The sequence below is a fragment of the Anaerococcus tetradius ATCC 35098 genome (assembly GCF_000159095.1).
Classification (GTDB): Bacteria; Bacillota; Clostridia; order Tissierellales; family Peptoniphilaceae; genus Anaerococcus; species Anaerococcus tetradius.
Map to the genome: position 1 here is coordinate 28,288 of NZ_GG666303.1, position 15,520 is coordinate 43,807.

At 31.6% G+C, this 15,520-nt stretch carries 17 protein-coding genes, 1 tRNA gene and 4 pseudogenes; 21 read left to right on the forward strand and 1 reads right to left on the reverse strand.

The window, feature by feature from the left end; translation table 11 throughout:
• Positions 1–138: 138 nt before the first annotated feature.
• The 17 genes and pseudogenes from HMPREF0077_RS08770 (at position 139) to HMPREF0077_RS08845 (ending at position 10,538) form a co-directional block, all read left to right on the forward strand.
• Positions 139–450 (forward strand): hypothetical protein, encoded by a 312-nt coding sequence (locus HMPREF0077_RS08770; RefSeq protein WP_004837651.1) that lies wholly within the window; start codon positions 139–141, stop codon positions 448–450.
• Between the two features lies 1 nt (position 451).
• Positions 452–610, forward strand: coding sequence for a Maff2 family mobile element protein (locus HMPREF0077_RS08775; RefSeq protein WP_004837652.1), 159 nt, complete (start codon positions 452–454; stop codon positions 608–610).
• Positions 611–750: 140 nt separating this feature from the next.
• Entirely contained in the window at positions 751–945 is a 195-nt protein-coding gene (locus HMPREF0077_RS08780; protein WP_004837653.1) for a helix-turn-helix domain-containing protein, read from the forward strand.
• 822 nt (positions 946–1,767) lie between these two features.
• Positions 1,768–2,214, forward strand: a complete 447-nt coding sequence (locus HMPREF0077_RS08785; RefSeq protein ID WP_004837656.1) for a hypothetical protein — start codon at positions 1,768–1,770, stop codon at positions 2,212–2,214.
• 222 nt (positions 2,215–2,436) lie between these two features.
• Positions 2,437–2,708: pseudogene (locus HMPREF0077_RS08790) on the forward strand (type II toxin-antitoxin system RelB/DinJ family antitoxin).
• Between the two features lie 296 nt (positions 2,709–3,004).
• Positions 3,005–3,319 (forward strand): hypothetical protein, encoded by a 315-nt coding sequence (locus HMPREF0077_RS08795; protein WP_004837658.1) that lies wholly within the window; start codon positions 3,005–3,007, stop codon positions 3,317–3,319.
• Positions 3,320–3,523: 204 nt separating this feature from the next.
• Positions 3,524–3,724 carry a response regulator transcription factor gene (locus HMPREF0077_RS08800; protein WP_004837660.1) on the forward strand — a complete coding sequence of 67 codons (201 nt, stop codon included), beginning with the start codon at positions 3,524–3,526 and terminating at the stop codon, positions 3,722–3,724.
• Between the two features lie 16 nt (positions 3,725–3,740).
• Complete coding sequence (locus HMPREF0077_RS08805) at positions 3,741–3,962, forward strand: hypothetical protein (protein WP_004837661.1); 222 nt, start codon at positions 3,741–3,743, stop codon at positions 3,960–3,962.
• A 35-nt stretch (positions 3,963–3,997) separates the two neighbouring features.
• Positions 3,998–4,159, forward strand: a pseudogene (locus HMPREF0077_RS10530) (ClbS/DfsB family four-helix bundle protein); the annotation flags it as partial.
• A 107-nt stretch (positions 4,160–4,266) separates the two neighbouring features.
• On the forward strand, positions 4,267–5,829 hold the full coding sequence (abc-f, locus tag HMPREF0077_RS08810) for a ribosomal protection-like ABC-F family protein (protein WP_004837663.1): 1,563 nt from the start codon (positions 4,267–4,269) through the stop codon (positions 5,827–5,829).
• A gap of 68 nt (positions 5,830–5,897) precedes the next feature.
• On the forward strand, positions 5,898–6,182 hold the full coding sequence (locus HMPREF0077_RS08815; RefSeq protein ID WP_004837664.1) for a DUF3847 domain-containing protein: 285 nt from the start codon (positions 5,898–5,900) through the stop codon (positions 6,180–6,182).
• A gap of 339 nt (positions 6,183–6,521) precedes the next feature.
• Positions 6,522–6,743: pseudogene (locus tag HMPREF0077_RS08820) on the forward strand (MobA/MobL family protein); the annotation flags it as partial.
• Between the two features lie 181 nt (positions 6,744–6,924).
• Entirely contained in the window at positions 6,925–7,440 is a 516-nt protein-coding gene (locus HMPREF0077_RS08825; protein WP_040349679.1) for a PcfB family protein, read from the forward strand.
• 176 nt (positions 7,441–7,616) lie between these two features.
• Positions 7,617–8,228: a class I SAM-dependent methyltransferase gene (locus HMPREF0077_RS08830; RefSeq protein ID WP_040349680.1), complete on the forward strand. Its 612-nt coding sequence runs from the start codon at positions 7,617–7,619 to the stop codon at positions 8,226–8,228.
• An 81-nt stretch (positions 8,229–8,309) separates the two neighbouring features.
• Positions 8,310–8,528, forward strand: a pseudogene (locus HMPREF0077_RS11185) (phage replisome organizer N-terminal domain-containing protein); the annotation flags it as partial.
• Positions 8,529–8,919: 391 nt separating this feature from the next.
• On the forward strand, positions 8,920–9,876 hold the full coding sequence (locus HMPREF0077_RS08840; protein WP_004837670.1) for a DUF3137 domain-containing protein: 957 nt from the start codon (positions 8,920–8,922) through the stop codon (positions 9,874–9,876).
• A gap of 8 nt (positions 9,877–9,884) precedes the next feature.
• Entirely contained in the window at positions 9,885–10,538 is a 654-nt protein-coding gene (locus HMPREF0077_RS08845) for a LemA family protein (protein WP_004837671.1), read from the forward strand.
• A 328-nt stretch (positions 10,539–10,866) separates the two neighbouring features.
• Here the strand turns inward: HMPREF0077_RS08845 and HMPREF0077_RS08850 are convergent, their stop codons facing one another.
• Entirely contained in the window at positions 10,867–11,769 is a 903-nt protein-coding gene (locus HMPREF0077_RS08850; RefSeq protein WP_004837672.1) for a diacylglycerol/lipid kinase family protein, read from the reverse strand.
• 121 nt (positions 11,770–11,890) lie between these two features.
• On the opposite strand from HMPREF0077_RS08850, the gene HMPREF0077_RS08855 reads away from it, so the two are divergent.
• The 4 genes from HMPREF0077_RS08855 to HMPREF0077_RS08870 all read left to right on the forward strand — a co-directional run bounded on the left by HMPREF0077_RS08855 (position 11,891) and on the right by HMPREF0077_RS08870 (position 15,504).
• Positions 11,891–13,303, forward strand: a complete 1,413-nt coding sequence (locus HMPREF0077_RS08855) for a CapA family protein (RefSeq protein WP_004837673.1) — start codon at positions 11,891–11,893, stop codon at positions 13,301–13,303.
• A complete protein-coding gene (locus tag HMPREF0077_RS08860; protein WP_004837674.1) occupies positions 13,300–13,866 on the forward strand; it encodes a phosphatase PAP2 family protein in 567 nt (188 codons plus the stop codon). The genes HMPREF0077_RS08855 and HMPREF0077_RS08860 overlap by 4 nt, the downstream gene beginning before the upstream one ends.
• Positions 13,867–13,892: 26 nt before the next feature.
• A tRNA-Leu gene (locus HMPREF0077_RS08865) sits at positions 13,893–13,979 on the forward strand.
• Positions 13,980–14,115: 136 nt separating this feature from the next.
• On the forward strand, positions 14,116–15,504 hold the full coding sequence (locus HMPREF0077_RS08870; protein WP_004837675.1) for an MATE family efflux transporter: 1,389 nt from the start codon (positions 14,116–14,118) through the stop codon (positions 15,502–15,504).
• Positions 15,505–15,520 lie beyond the last annotated feature (16 nt).

The window sequence follows — 15,520 nt, forward strand, 5'->3', positions numbered from 1 at the left end:
TACTCAAAATTAGGAGGTTAATATGGTAAGGATAAGAAGTCCCACTTAAAACAATTTAATATATAAGGTATTTAGCGATTGAAATATAAGTTCAGTCGCTTTTTTAATTGAAATTTATAGATTAAGGAGAAAAAATTAATGGATAGAGAAATGATAAATATTAATGCAAATTTAGTTAAGGAAGCTGAATTTTCAGAAATTGAAAAAGATGGGAAAAGTGTTCAAGTAGCAAATTTTGCTCTTGTTAAAAATTATGGAAAGGGCAAAGAATACACAAATTGCTCAGTATATGGAATAAAGGTAGAAATTGTAAAAGAATTTGAAAAAGGAAATCTAATCCATGTTTTTGGATATTTCAAAGAAAACAAAAAAGGAGATAAGGTCTACAAGAACTTTGTAGTTAAATCACTAAATAAAATAGAAAATAAGAAAGAAAACGAGGAGGAATAATATGGAATTTTTTACAGCTGGAGTTGGAGTTTTAAAGACACTTGTAACTGCAATTGGTGCAGGTTTAGGAGCATGGGGAGTTATTAACTTGATGGAAGGTTATGGTAATGATAACCATGGTGCTAAATTTCAAGGTATTAAGCAATTTATGGCAAAATAAGGACGGAATAACACAACAAATTCTCTAAAACAAATCGCTAAATCAATGTAAGATTGAATGGAATCAATATTTATGCTGTAATTAAATAAATCTAATGAAGAGAAAAAGAGGGATGTTATGGCACTTAACTATAAACCATTATGGATACAGTTGGCAAAAAAAGGTTAAAGAAAACTGATGTAATAGCTATGGCAGGACTTACCACAAATGTTATGGCTCAAATGGGCAAAGATAAACCAATTACATTTAAGAATTTAGAAAGAATATGTAAGGCTCTATCTTGCACTCCTAATGATATTATTAGTTTTGAAGACAATTTTAGTGAAGAGGAATAGAAAATGAGTTTGAGGACAGAAGATCATGTCAGGGATTATGCGAAATTAGTATTAGGGTTTGATGAAGTTGAAGATGTTATAGAAATTCATAGAAATGAGGTGGAATAAAACTGGGAAATCTATAACAAATCGGAAGAGATGAAATGCTTGAATACCTAAATCATCTAAAAGAAATTCATACAGATGATGAGAGTAGGATAGCACTTAGCAAGATTGAAACAGTCTTAACTGAGAAAAAATATGAAATATGACGGAGACTTAGCAATCGAACTTATTCCATAACATTTAGGACTAATGTTTTTATGGGAAAATTAAATTCTAACAAAGTTCTAGGTGAGTATTCAAATTTTGAAAATGCAAACTTCGCATTGATATTTGAGTTATTTGAAAACATAGTCTATGTAATGGATAAATATGGAGATGAATATGTACCAGATAGTCCATAGGAATGGCTAGATAATTTCTCAACTTTTTCAATTTATCAAATTTTACCTCATAAGATTGAGTTATGGGATTAAATATAAAATCGGAAGAAGTTCATAAAAATATAAGACACACAGAAAGAACAATGACTACTCCCTTATTTCAATTAAGAGCACTGGAACTTGGTCTTTCCGTTTTATCCCTACTGACAATTTGACTTGTGAATGATATTTTTATAGAAAAGAATAGCAATTAATATAGATACAAGGAAGTAGCTACGCAAAAAGATTATGATAAATTTCAAGTCATTATGAAAGATGTTGACAAATTAAAATAGTTGTTTTAAAATGATAAAAAAAGTAGCTGTAGTTTTACGATAATTTAATTTGGAGGTTTAAAATGAGAAAAAGACATGTATTTATGACTATTGTTATTGCTTTTTTAATAGTTCTCACTTCTTGTAGGAGCAGGAAAAAACAAGACAAAATTGAAATATTTGATTCTAACAATATAAAAATTGCTGAAACAGAAAAACAAGAAGAGTTAGATTATTTTAGTAATTTTATAGGGATGAGCGTAGAAAATGTTAATGATAAGAAATTCGACAATTATTTTAAAGAAATACCTGACGATGCAATAAAATCTTATCATGTAATATTTACCAGCAAGGGTAAAGGCAGTGAGGCTGCAAAGATAGATTTCTATATTTATGAAAATTATCCTTATATTACAATGGAGGGAATACCTATGATTACAAGACCATTGACATGGCAACTTTCTAAAGAAGATTTAAAAGAATTTAATGATAAAGTACAAGAATTGAAAGACATGGATAATAAAAGATAAAGCGAAAATTTTAGGATTGTACTAAGCCCTAAAATTCGAATTAGAATTTAGGGGCTTTTTAATACTAAAATATACAAAAGAGTTTAAAGTGAAAATCGTTTTTGATTATTTATTATAAAAATCGAAAAGAGAATTTATTGCGTGCGTTATAATGACTATGCATAGACAATGTATTACTATGTGTAAATTTAGTCATATAATAGAGTGAAAGGAAATAATAATATGGCTACAACAAATTTGAATATAAGAACAGATAAAGAAATAAAAGAAGCTGCAGAAAAAATCAATTCTAGTTTAGGTTTAAATATGACTACTGCAATTAACATGTTTTTAAGGGCGAGCATTAGAGAAAGTGGCATTCCCTTTGAATTAAAACTTGATATTCCAAAAGATGAAACTATAAAAGCTAAAAAGAAGGAAGAATAATAGCAAAAGATAAGAAGTTCATAGATTACGATAATATAGATGACTTGAGGAAAGCCCTTGAAGTATAAGATAAAGTTTACAAGTAGATTTAAAAAGATCTAAAGCAGGCTAAAAAACAAGGGAAAGATATTGAAAAGCTCTTTGATGTTATTGAAAAAACAGTAAAAGATGAAGTAGAAATAACTGTTACATTTAAAGCGATAGACCTTGCAGTATCGATTTTAGAAGACTAGAAATAAGGTATATATAGGAGATAGAAATATTTTTGCTATAATACTACTATGCAACTAATAGACTAAGAATAGAAAATGAAAAAACTGGGTATAATGATATACAAAATTTGATTACTTTTAATGAGGTAATTATGAAAAGTTTAAAGTGGTATACCATAGCTGCATGTATTTGGATACTTATATTTCCTATAACAGGAATAACTGGGTGGGCTTTTATGATTAGTGGTCCACTTGTTATAGTAGGAAGCATCGTGAAATTTGTGTTCAAATTATTTAGAATAGACCTGTATTGGTTAACTAAACATAGCTTTCTTTTAGGAGTTTTACCAGACCTAATTATCTCTGTAATTGTTGGATTTTTACCAACTATTATTGGAATAGGGTTATGGAGAATCACTAAGAGATTATATCAATGGTTAGTCTTAATAAAGCCTGAGAATTGTTAGATTTAATTATAAAGAACATTTTAATACATGGGTTGGGTCAAGATGATAAAAGTTGGGATAAGGTAAAGGAGTATTTGAGAGAATACAATCAGATGATGATAGTAGGATTGCACTTGGCAAGATTGAAACAGCACAAACGAGAAAAAATATGGATTAGTTTGGGAAGAACACGAAGAAGAAGTAGATAAACAACTTGTTCATAATATGTCTGTTTTTAGAGGAATAGAAGTTTTAAGAGAGCTTGTAAAGGGAGATGATAAAAAGAAAATTACCCAAAAGCTTTTTATTAGCGAAAGAACTCTTTACAATCACCTGGCTAGTATTTATGACAAGCTAGGTGTAAGTAATGCCATAGGGGCTTATAACAAGGCAATGGACTTTGGTTACATTGACCCTGTGATGTAAAATGAAAGGATAATTTATGAAAAATACGAGAAAGTGCCCAAAGTGTGGGGCAAGTGATATTTTATTTGTGCCGGGATCTGCTGGGGCTTATGGGACTGGAAATAATATTATGACTGGCCATACAATTATGTCGGCAGTTTCTGTTGATAGGTATATTTGCACTAGATGTGGCTATAGCGAGGAGTGGATTGACCTTGACTACATGGATAAATTAAAAAAGAAATATGATGAGATTTAAATGAGAGTTAGTTTTATATGGGGGTGGGATAGATGATTAATGAAGAAGAGATATTTAAAGCTCATATGAGAAAATTGTCAGATGGAGCAACCAAAACTGCTACTTTGGAAGTATATAAGTTTCTTCATGTAAATACAGTAGCTCCCTTTGGAACATTTAGAACTAAGATTAGGAAATGGAAGAAGTTGGCACTATAATATTATAGAAAATTAAGATATCTAGGAGGTACAGAGCAATGGCAATTTATAAATTTTCTTTTAAATAGTTAGAGAGGTTAAGTCCTCTCAAAAAAAGAGGAGGATTTATGATATATATTGACAAATTAAAAAAGGAAGTTGGAACAAGAGAATTGTTTTTCATTGAAAAACTAAGCATAAATGAAGATGAAAAGATAGGACTAATAGGAAATAATGGAGTTGGCAAAACAACACTATTTAGAATACTTTTAGGAATAGATACTGAATATAGTGGTTATGTAGATGTAAAGATGAAAATTAGTTCTTTATTAAATAATGAAAAGAATGATTTAAAAGTTCAAAAATCTTACAGCCCTGGTGAATATCAAAGGCTAAGAATAGATGAAGTTTTATTAAAAGAGGAAAGTTTTCTTTTAATAGATGAGCCAACATCACACTTAGATATAGATCAGAAAGAAAAATTAGTAAAAGAATTAAAAAATAGAAACAAGGGATTTATAATTATTTCTCACGACCGAGATTTTATTAATCAAACATGTAATAAAATTTTTGAATTATCAAATAAAAGTTTAGAAGTTTATAATGGAAATTATACGTTCTACCTTGAGGAGAGAATAAAAAGACAAAAATTTCTACAAAGAGAATATTTTAATTATATTTCTGAAAAGAATAGACTATTAAGTGTAGCAAGTGATATAAAAAAACAGTCTTCAAGGGTAAAAACAACACCTAAAAGAATGGGGAATTCCGAAGCAAGACTTCATAAAATGGGTGGTCAAGAAAATAAGAAAAAACTTGATAAACAAGTAAAAGCTATAGAATCAAGAATTAATCAATTAGAAGTTAAAGAAAGACCTAAAGAAGAAAAAGCAATTGAGCTTTCAATGCCTGAAAATAGAAAAATCCATTCAAAAATTTTGATTAGGTCGGAAAAACTTAATAAAAGATTTGGAGATAAAGTTATCTTTAATAATGCAAAATTGGAAATAGAAAATAATAGGAAGATAGCTTTATTAGGTATTAATGGTTCAGGCAAAACTACCCTTATAAATATGATTATAAATAAAGAAGTGTGGGTTCATCCAAACTTGAAAATTGGTTACTATAGTCAATTAGGAGAAAGATTAAATCCATTAAATTCTATCTTAGAAAATGTATTAGAAACTTCAATTTATGACCAGTCTATAACAAGGATAATATTAGCAAGATTAGGTTTTAAAAGAAATGATGTATTTAAAGATATAAATATTCTTAGTGATGGAGAAAGAGCAAAGGTAAAATTAGCTAAACTAATAACATCAGACTTCAATTTTATAATTATGGACGAGCCAACAAACTTTTTAGATATTAGGGCAATAGAAGCTCTTGAGGGATTGTTAAAATACTATGATAGACCAATACTTTTTGTCACTCATGATATTTCATTTATAAATAACTTAGCAGATGAATTGGTGATGATTGAGAATAAAAAGCTTAATAGATTCATTGGAAATCTGAGCCAGTATAGAGAAAGTAAAGCAAGATCTTCTAAAAAGACAAGTTCTAAAGATTTTCTTATAGATTTTAGATTAACGGCGATAAGTAATCGACTTGCTATGGAAATTCCAAAGAGTGAAAGAGAAGACTTGGAGGAAGAATATAAAAATTTATTAAGTCAGAAAAACAAATAAGATATATAGCCTAGGCGATAGAAATTAAAAAATCTATCGTCTTTTTTATTACAAGAAAGGAGAACAGTATGAAAAAATTAGAACAACTAAGACAAGAGTCAAAAGTAATAAAAGACAAAATAGATGGTACAGAAGAAAGATTAAGGCAAGAAAAAAATCAAGAAAAAAAGATATTAAAACAAGACATAGTGAAAAAAAGAAAAGAAAGAACTCATAGGCTAATAACAAGAAGACCAATCTTAGAAAGCCTTATAGAAAATGCAGAAGAACTAACAGACGAAGAAATAACAATCATACTAGAAGAAGCAACAACCATTCGCTTTGGGTCTGCCCCAGCCAATTATCTCCAATGAAAATTTATTTGAGTTGTAGAGATAATTAGGCGAGTGTATTAAAAGTCAAGGGTAAATAAACTCGCTAACGCTCGCCCTTGACTTTTAAAATTTGAAATGAACAAAACAATTAAGCCGACTAACTGCCTGTACCCGTAAGGGTGAAACAACAAAAATTAATTCAGTAGTCGACTTTTTTAATTCTATCAGGTTCTACCCCTGCCAATCATTCACCACGAGCTTGCGAGTGGATTGAATGATTAGGCAAAGGGTATTTCAAAACGCTCTTTCACAAAATGGATATAAAAAATCTATTAAGCCTCCACCTAAAACAATCAAAAAAGAAAGGAAGTGATAAAAATGGCAGACAGTTTTCATTCTTCAGTAAACATAATATCAAGAGGAAAAGGCAAAAGTGCAGTAGCAAGTGCAGCATATATAAGTGGAGAAAAAATAAAAAATGAATGGGACGGAGTAACCCATGACTACACCAAAAAGCTAGGAGTAATTAGCAAGGAAATATTTTTGCCAGATCACGCACCAAAAGAATATAAAGACCGAAAAACCTTAGGTGGAAAGGTATTGTAAGCTATTTTAAAGTATAAAAGGTATAAATACCTAAGAAAGCTATAAAAACATCAAAACAAAGCATTCCACCACCAAGAACAATAAAATAAAAACAATCAAAGGGAAGTATAGAAAAATTAAAGCCTATACTTCCCTTTTTTTAATTCAAACAAAGGAGAGAAAACATGATAAACGAATAAATAAGCAAAAACCAGGTCAAGCAGCACAAACCATAATAACATACACAATAAAAGCAGCAAAAGAATCAATCAACTTAGACAAAGAAATAAGAAAAAAGATGAATGATACTTTAGAAAAAGCAAACGGAAACCTCAAAAGTCTTATGGGCGATGAAATGAAAATAAAAGACCTCTACAAAAAAGGACAACTAGAAAATATAAGAGTAGATCAAAGCGACCTTAAAGACTTAAAAAAAGAACTAAACAAACTTGGAGTAAGTTTCTCAGTAATGAAAAACAAAGAAAGCAAAAACTATGAAATATTCTTCCAAGCCAAAGACATAAAAGTAATGGGATATGCCTTTAAACAAATCCTAGCTAAGGAAAATAAAAAAGAAAAAGAAAGTATCTTAAAACAAATAAAGAAATATAAAGACCTATCCAAGAACAAGGATAAGGCAAAAGAGAAAGTCAAAAGGAAAGTAAAAGAAAAAGTAAAACCAAGCAAAAAAGATATGACCAGAGAAATCTAAGGGAGTAAGGAAAAGTTACACCTTTAGATACTAAAACAAGACTTCCGAAAATTGGAAATCAAGAATTTCTATTATCGAAAATCTGGAATATATCAATGTAGAAAGGATATAAAATTGAATAAACATAAAATTTATGATAAAATAACAATGATAATTGTTATCAATAGGAGATGAAAATGTTAAAAAAATTTTTTGAAAATGTAAAAAATCCTAAAAATAATTTCGGTGGTCGTTTCATGGTGAAACAAATGAACATTGGTCACGAAAAAATGGCGAAATGGGGCAGATCCTTTCTGAATATTAAAAGCTCGGATGTAGTTTTAGATTTAGGATGTGGTGGTGGACGTAATGTTCAATACTTCCTAACAAAGGCTAGAAAAGTATATGGAATGGACTATTCAAAAACAAGTGTAGATATTGCAAGTTCAGTAAATAGCGAAGCTATAAGAGATGGCAGGTGTAAAATTATTGAAGCAGACGTGGCTAAACTACCTTTTGAAGATGAATCCATAAATATAGTAACTGCCTTTGAAACAATTTATTTTTGGAAGAATATAGAAGTATCTTTTAGGGAAATCCATCGTGTTCTAGTAAAGGACGGTCAGTTTCTAATATGCAATGAAGGAGCATACAGAGAACATAAAAACATAAAAAAATGGGCTGACATGCTAGATTTTGAAGTTTATTCTCCAGAATATCTCACAGAAACATTGACTAAGATAGGATTTAAATGCGAACATCATCTAGACGAGAATGATCATCTAGTATTTTTAGCTAGAAAATTATAAAAAATTGTGAATAATGAAAAATAAATTTTTAGGAGAAGTAGAGAAAAAATCTACTTCTTTTTTATTGCAAGGAGGATTAGAATGGCAACAAACAAAAGGTATTATTGGATAAAATTAAAAAAAGAATTCTTCACAGGCAAGAGGATAAAAAGATTAAGGAGAACATCTGGAGGAGATACCTACACGATAATCTAGATAAAGCTTCTACTCCTGAGCCTAAAAGATGAGGGCGATTTCTATTATGATGGAGTAGAAAGTGATTTTATAAAAGAGTTAGCATTAACCATGGATGAAACAGATACTTTTGCTGTAGAGGATACTATGTGGATATAGTCGGCAGAAAAGATAATAAAAGAATATGTACAAAATCAAATTAAAGAAGGTTATTACACTGACCAAGTATGTAGCAAAGAATACTTTGACCCGTTTTGGGGAGAGGAAGTTAAATAAAAACAAATAAAAAAATAGTGATAGCAGTAGTAGGGAAAGTGGCGCATGTGATGAACCCTTGACAGCCCAAATAGGGGCGTGCCGGTATTCTTCTTATAGGCCCTGTGCAAACTGCCAGCTAAGCCGATAGCTTTGATTAAGGAGCTTAGCAAAGCTAAGGATTGTTTTATGCTATTGAAATTAATTATCATTAGATGTAATATAAAAGTAAGTAAACTAAGAATTGGAAAAGGGTTAGGGGATGACAAGAGATTATAGGAACGTTTTCTTGGATGATCAAATTATAATAAGACTAAAAGAAGCTGATAAGACTTTGACCATAAAAGATAGTCCAGCAGGTATTAAAGATTGCAAGGAAAGCAAGCCCTCAAATAAATTAAACTTGAAATTGATAATGATGGCCCTTGTGGCTATAATTGTTTTTCAATCTCATTATTATTTTCTCTTCATTTTTTTGTTGGCATACTTTATACTTATGAAAAAGCCACAAGCAAGTGAAGGTGAAGGAGAGAGTGATACTGAAATTGTCTATAAAGAAAATATTTTAAAGCCTATCTTAGCTGAGATTTGTCCAGGGACGAGCCTTGATTATTCTCCAGCTAATGATTACGATGTCTATGAAAAACTCCTTCCTAGGGCGGATAAATATTATTCAGATTGTCATATACAATTTGCTTTCGAGTCCAAGACAGAATTTTCTAATATGACAGCTTATCATTATAGGTCTTCATCCAAGGGCAAAAGAATTTATATCGAAGATTTTGATGGTCAAGTCATGTTGATTAGACAACAGACCAAGCTAAGGGGTCATATTAGGATATTCCCTAAAAAAAGTTATAAGGGGGAGGATTACAATCCCTATCTAAAAAAACTAAGGGATGAAAGAGAAATTATAAGTGAATCCTTATCTTTTAATGAAAATTATGCTGTATTTGCCACAGATGATTTCTATACGAAATTAATCCTAGATCCAAGTCTTATAGAAAGATTAAATGCTTGGAGCGAGAGGATGAATATTTGCCTATATATTAGTGAAAGCATTATTGCCATAGCCTTTGATTCCAAGGCTAGTCTTTTTCCTTGTCCATCTACAATAAATGAAGTTAAGAATTTAACTCTTGTAGGCGAATATGAAAGGGTCAGATATTTACTGGGAGATTATTATGAGTTAATCAATATAATTAGGGATAAATTATAGGAGTGAGGATGTATAAATCAATCATATATATATTGGTTCAATTATTTTGGATAGGAGTAGTTTTTGCGGTTATGAATGGAGTAGGATTAGATAAGTATATAAATGGCAAATCTCTTCACATCTTTTTGCCAGTGGCAGTTATACTTATAGTAGGCTTTGCCTTTATCAAGAAATCAAACAAATTGAAGAGGTATCGAATAATAATAGATGAGTCAAAGAAAAATGTGGATATTGCTCTTGCTAAGAGATACGATACAATTTTACAAATGATGAAAGTTGCAAAATCTTTTGCCTCATATGAAAAATCAACTTTTTCTGACTTGGTTAAATTAAGGCAGGGATCAAGTATAGACAATATCAACAACAAAATCACCAGGCAAGATGAAGCTATAAATAAGATTTATGCCTTGGCTGAATCCTATCCAGAATTAAAATCATCTGAAGAATTTCTTAACCTTCAATCTGAGATAGACGAAGAAAACGAACAATTGGCGGCTGCCAAGAGAATAGTTAATTCTAATATAAGTATCTTTAACCAAGAAATAGTTTCCTTCCCAACTTCACTTATAGCAAGGCTAAATGGTTTAAAGGAAGTTGAATTTTTAGATGAGGAAAAGATAGACGATAAAAGAAATATAGATAATTTCGATTATAATCTCTAGTTGTAGCTACAAGTAAAAAATTTTAAAGTAGATAAGGACGGCAGATAAAGCTGCTGTCTTTTTTTTAGCAAAGACTTCTGAGCGTTTTATTTTTAAAATAATTTTATCTTTGAAGTTTGTACTTATGTTTATTTATAAATATTGCCTACAATATAAGTAGGATGGCTTATGAAGGTAATTGAATTAGAAAGCTTGGGAAATTATAAAAGAAAGACTATAATATTTTCTATTTTACAATCGAGAAAATACCGTCTACACCCCAGAAGCCTACAAGAAAGCCATAGAAGTAGGCTATATAAATCCTCTTATCTAGTTTTAGAGACCTTACTTACTCAAAATAAATCCACCTAATAGCAGAAGGCAAAATCTTAAAGTCTATTTCTTTGGCGGTAAATATTTCACCGTCGATATTTCCAAGAAAGGCTTTACTTGAAGAAATTTTGCCACTTTTTATTTTGTATTCATTAAGATGAGGGCTTGTTCCGTGTCTACCCTTCTTGTATTTTAGGATAAGCAAGGGTAGCTTATAAAAAGGAATCTTGTCGGCACAAACTAGGTTTATTATACCATCATCAATTACAGCCTTAGGGGCAGGGTTAAAGCCTGAACCGTAAAAACCTCCATTACAAAGAGCACTTATTAGAAAATCACCAGAAATATTTTTTCTAGACCCATCATCCATAGTCATAGTTATATCTAGCTTTTCGTATTGAATATTTCTTAGAGATGATATGACAGCGTAGATATAGGCTTTTTTACCGATAGATGGCTTTTTGTGAAGGAAGCGATAGGCCTCTTCGAGGACTTGGGTATCAAAGCCGAGACTAGTTACATTTATACAAAGCTTGTCATTTATCGCTATAAGGTCGATTGGTCTTGTCCTAAAGCTAAGGGCCTTTTCTAGGGAAAAATTCTTATAGTCGAAATTTTTGGCAAAATCATTGCCAGTGCCCATAGGTATAAGACCAAGGGCTATATCCTTGCCATAACCAGCATTTACTAGTTCATTCAAAGAACCATCGCCACCACAAACTATGGCGTATTTGTCGGAAAGCTTATCTTTGGCGAAGCTATCAATAGCATCTTTTATGTGGCCCTTATATCTTGTTTCTACAATTTCTATATCAATATCAGAAGGAGCCTTATTAGTTAAAGCTATTAGATCCTCTTTTTTTATATCAAATTCTGTTTTGCCAGCCTTGGAGCTGATTATAAATAATAATTTTTTCATAATTTCACCTTATTCATTATACATGAAAAATGTTTATAGATAAAGTTTGCTTCTCCAGACTAGAATAAAGAAAAGATGCAATATTTATCAAATATGTTAAAATAAAATAAGGAGTGATTATATGAAAAAGACTATACTTAATATATTGACAAGCCTTACTTTACTTATGCTTCTTGTTGGGTGTGGACTTAATTCCAAGACTACAGTAGACACTAATGCTAAAAACACAAGTGATCTTCTTGAAAACTTAGATAAAGCCACAAATGAAGAAGTTTCTGAAGAAGAAGGCGACAAGATAACTGATTCGAAAAAATCTGACAGGGAAAATGCAAAATCAAGATGGGAAAGAAGTCTTGCAAAAGAAAAAAATGACAAAAAAGCCCAAGCCAAAGAAAAAAAAGAAAGGGCAATTGCCGATAAGGAAATAAAAAAAGATAAAAAAACAATCTCTAAGAACAAAGAAAAGGATGAAGATAAAGAAGGAGACTATACAAAAATCAAGGCCAAATTTTTTGGTGATACCATGGCCCATATTGGTCAGGTTCAATATGCTCTTGCCTATGGGGGAGGAGAGTATGATTTTTCTAACCAGTTTAGCTATATAAAAGACTATGTTAAGGATAGCGACCTTGCCATAACTAATTATGAGACCACAAGTGATCCAAATAGAGAATACTCTGGATATCCTGCCTTCAATACTCCAGCATCCTATCTTAAAAACATCAAGGAAGCTGGCTTTGATGTAGTAACAACTGCCAACAACCACGCCTTAGACACTGACGAAGAGGGCGTTCAAACGACAATTGAAGCTATAAAAGAAGCAGGCCTTGATTTTGTTGGAACTAAGGCAAAGGAATCTGATAAAATTCTCTATAAGGAAATAAACGGCATCAAAGTAGCCATACTTGCCTATACCTACGGGGCAAATGGTAAGGAAGACTTGCTGGATGTAAGAGATGAAGTTTCCTCCCTTAACTATTTGAATGAAGAAAATGTCAAAAGTGATATAGAAGAAGCCAAGAAAAATTCTTGCGACTTTATAATAGTCTATCCTCATTGGGGTATAGAATATGAATCTTATCCTACAGATGAAACGATAAAACTAGCCCATAAAATGGTCGATTGGGGAGCTGACCTTGTTATAGGCAACCACCCACATGTAGTCCAACCAGTAGAAGTTTACAAAAGTGAGGACGGAAGAGAAGGAATAATAGCCTATGCCTTGGGCAATTTCATATCCAAGCAATCCCTCGAAGTTAGCGGTGACATAAGAGTCGAACAAGCTTTAAGCATAGAAGTTACTCTCGAAAAAGACAAAAAAACTGGAAAGAAGAAGCTTAGCGATATGAAACTTCACCCCCTATGGGTTGGGACAAACTATGACCAATACGGAGCAAGTAGCAAAACCTATCTTTGCGAAGATTTCCTTGAAGGAGGAAGCAAATACGACTTGGTAGATGATAATATGAGGGCAAGAATCCAACAGGCATATGATATGACTATTAAAACAGCCAAGACAGAGGTAAAAGAATGATGGGACTTCAGGCCTACGAATTAGGAATCTTAAATGCTATCCAAAAGATAAGAACAGACAACCTAGACAGCTTTATGGTAACCATAACATCCCTTGGTAACATGTCCATCCTTTGGTTTAGCCTAATCTTAGTCTTTCTAACAACTAGAAGATACAAGGAAATAGGAAAAATAATCCTAATTTCCTTTATCCTAAACCTAATCCTAGTAAATATAATCCTAAAAATATCAGTTGGAAGACCAAGACCCTATGAAGCAGCCAACTTCACAAACCTATTAATAAATCATCTCTCCGACAACTCCTTCCCATCAGGTCATACATCTTATGCTGCATCATTTGCAACAATAATAATATTACTTGCAAAATCCCAAGCCCTAAAGTCCTATATAGGAACAATAGCAATCCTTATAGCCTTTTCAAGACTCTACCTCTACGTCCACTATCCAACGGACGTCTTGGCAGGAGCCATTATAGGCGTACTATTAGCCATAGCAGCAATAAAAATATATCAAAGTAAGACCTATGGGTATATAAAAGAAAAATATAATTTACATCGGGCTTAAATCATGGTATAATAAAAAGGTATTAGGCCGGTGTGTTGGAATTGGCAGACGAGACAGACTCAAACTCTGTTGTCCACTAGGGCGTGTGGGTTCGAGTCCCACCACCGGCACCAAATACCTTTAAAGCGTTGATTTTTCAACGCTTTATTTTTGATAACAAACATTATTTTTAATTGAGAATATTTATAACTATAATAAAAATATATTATGTGATAAAATATATAATAAGTATTTTTTTTAGGAGATTTTATGAAGAATGATAGAAGGGAATTGATTCTTCATGGTAATATATACAGGGCTATTGCTCTTATTTCAATTCCTATTATTTTAAATAATTTTATCCAGCAACTTTATTCTTTGGCGGATGCTTTTTGGCTTGGTAAGTTAGGGACGGCGGAGTTTGCTTCTACTTCATTTACCTGGCCTGTTATTTATTTGTTTAATTCTATTGGTATGGGCTTGTCTATTGCTGCCATATCGCTTGTTTCCCAACTTCTTGGCAGGGATGATATTAGAAGTGCACAGAAATATACCAATACTTTAATAAATATATCCTTGATTTTTTCTGTTATTTTTATGTTAGTAGGTTATTTTACAGCAGATATTATTGTAGCCATGATGGGGGCTAGTGGTAAGCTTTATAAGTTTTCGGTGATTTATCTGAAGTATTCATATTTTGGTATTCCCTTTATATTTTTATATTTCATTTATTCTGCTATATATTCTGCTCAAGGGAAAAATTCTATACCTACTCTTATTAGTACAAGTTGTGTAATTCTCAATATGATTTTAAATCCTTTTTTGATTTTTGATAATATTCCTATTATTGGCCTAAGGGGCCTTGGTATGGGAGTTAAGGGTGCTGCGATTGCTACAGTTTTTACTCAAGCTTTGATGTGCTTTATGGGTTTTGTCCATCTTAGGATAAACAAGGATTTGATTAAGCTTGATCTTAACTCACTTTTTATTATAAAGTGGGAAAGAGAAATTCTTAAAAGGATTTATAGGATAGCTGCTCCTTCTGTAATTGGTCAGATGGGAACGGCGGTAGGTTTTATAATCCTTAATTCATTTATCCAGTCCTATGGAACAGATGCGGTGGCTGCCTACGGTATGGTAAACAGGATTAGTGGTCTGCTTAATATTCCTCCTGGAGGTATTGGTTCAGCTATAACGAGTATTATTGGTCAAAATATTGGTAATAGAAATATTGAAAGAGTAAAGGAAACTTTCAAGAAAGCTTCTTTTATAGTAATAATCATGTCGGTAGTCATAGCTATAATTTCTTATATTTATAGATTTGAAATCTTGCAATTTTTTATTGATTCACCGAAAGATTCACCTTTGATGGTTAAGGCTGAGTCTTATATGTCCTATACCCTTCTTACTCTTTTGATGCTTAATATGTTTTTTATCTATCAGGGTCTCTTCCAGGGAACGGGCAATAGTAAGTATTCTATGTTTGTCGATTTATTGAGACTTTGGGGCATAAGGATACCTCTCTTATTTGCCTTTAAATATTTTACAAGTTTGGGCGTTACGGGTATATGGATTGCCATGTCTATATCGAATGTCTTAGTTAGTCTTATTGCTCATTTAATCTACATTAAAGGGGATTGGAAGAGTGGGTCTTTTTAAAAATTATTGAATTTTT

Coding starts and splice junctions, on each gene's coding strand:
- HMPREF0077_RS08845 (WP_004837671.1), top strand. CDS start 9,885: ATGTATAAATCAATCATATATATATTGGTTCAATTATTTTGGATAGGA.
- HMPREF0077_RS08830 (WP_040349680.1), top strand. CDS start 7,617: ATGTTAAAAAAATTTTTTGAAAATGTAAAAAATCCTAAAAATAATTTC.
- HMPREF0077_RS08860 (WP_004837674.1), top strand. CDS start 13,300: ATGATGGGACTTCAGGCCTACGAATTAGGAATCTTAAATGCTATCCAA.
- HMPREF0077_RS08815 (WP_004837664.1), top strand. CDS start 5,898: ATGAAAAAATTAGAACAACTAAGACAAGAGTCAAAAGTAATAAAAGAC.
- HMPREF0077_RS08795 (WP_004837658.1), top strand. CDS start 3,005: ATGAAAAGTTTAAAGTGGTATACCATAGCTGCATGTATTTGGATACTT.
- HMPREF0077_RS08840 (WP_004837670.1), top strand. CDS start 8,920: ATGACAAGAGATTATAGGAACGTTTTCTTGGATGATCAAATTATAATA.
- HMPREF0077_RS08780 (WP_004837653.1), top strand. CDS start 751: ATGGATACAGTTGGCAAAAAAAGGTTAAAGAAAACTGATGTAATAGCT.
- HMPREF0077_RS08775 (WP_004837652.1), top strand. CDS start 452: ATGGAATTTTTTACAGCTGGAGTTGGAGTTTTAAAGACACTTGTAACT.
- HMPREF0077_RS08850 (WP_004837672.1), bottom strand. CDS start 11,769: ATGAAAAAATTATTATTTATAATCAGCTCCAAGGCTGGCAAAACAGAA.
- HMPREF0077_RS08805 (WP_004837661.1), top strand. CDS start 3,741: ATGAAAAATACGAGAAAGTGCCCAAAGTGTGGGGCAAGTGATATTTTA.
- HMPREF0077_RS08870 (WP_004837675.1), top strand. CDS start 14,116: ATGAAGAATGATAGAAGGGAATTGATTCTTCATGGTAATATATACAGG.
- HMPREF0077_RS08770 (WP_004837651.1), top strand. CDS start 139: ATGGATAGAGAAATGATAAATATTAATGCAAATTTAGTTAAGGAAGCT.
- HMPREF0077_RS08800 (WP_004837660.1), top strand. CDS start 3,524: ATGTCTGTTTTTAGAGGAATAGAAGTTTTAAGAGAGCTTGTAAAGGGA.
- HMPREF0077_RS08785 (WP_004837656.1), top strand. CDS start 1,768: ATGAGAAAAAGACATGTATTTATGACTATTGTTATTGCTTTTTTAATA.
- HMPREF0077_RS08855 (WP_004837673.1), top strand. CDS start 11,891: ATGAAAAAGACTATACTTAATATATTGACAAGCCTTACTTTACTTATG.
- abc-f (WP_004837663.1), top strand. CDS start 4,267: ATGATATATATTGACAAATTAAAAAAGGAAGTTGGAACAAGAGAATTG.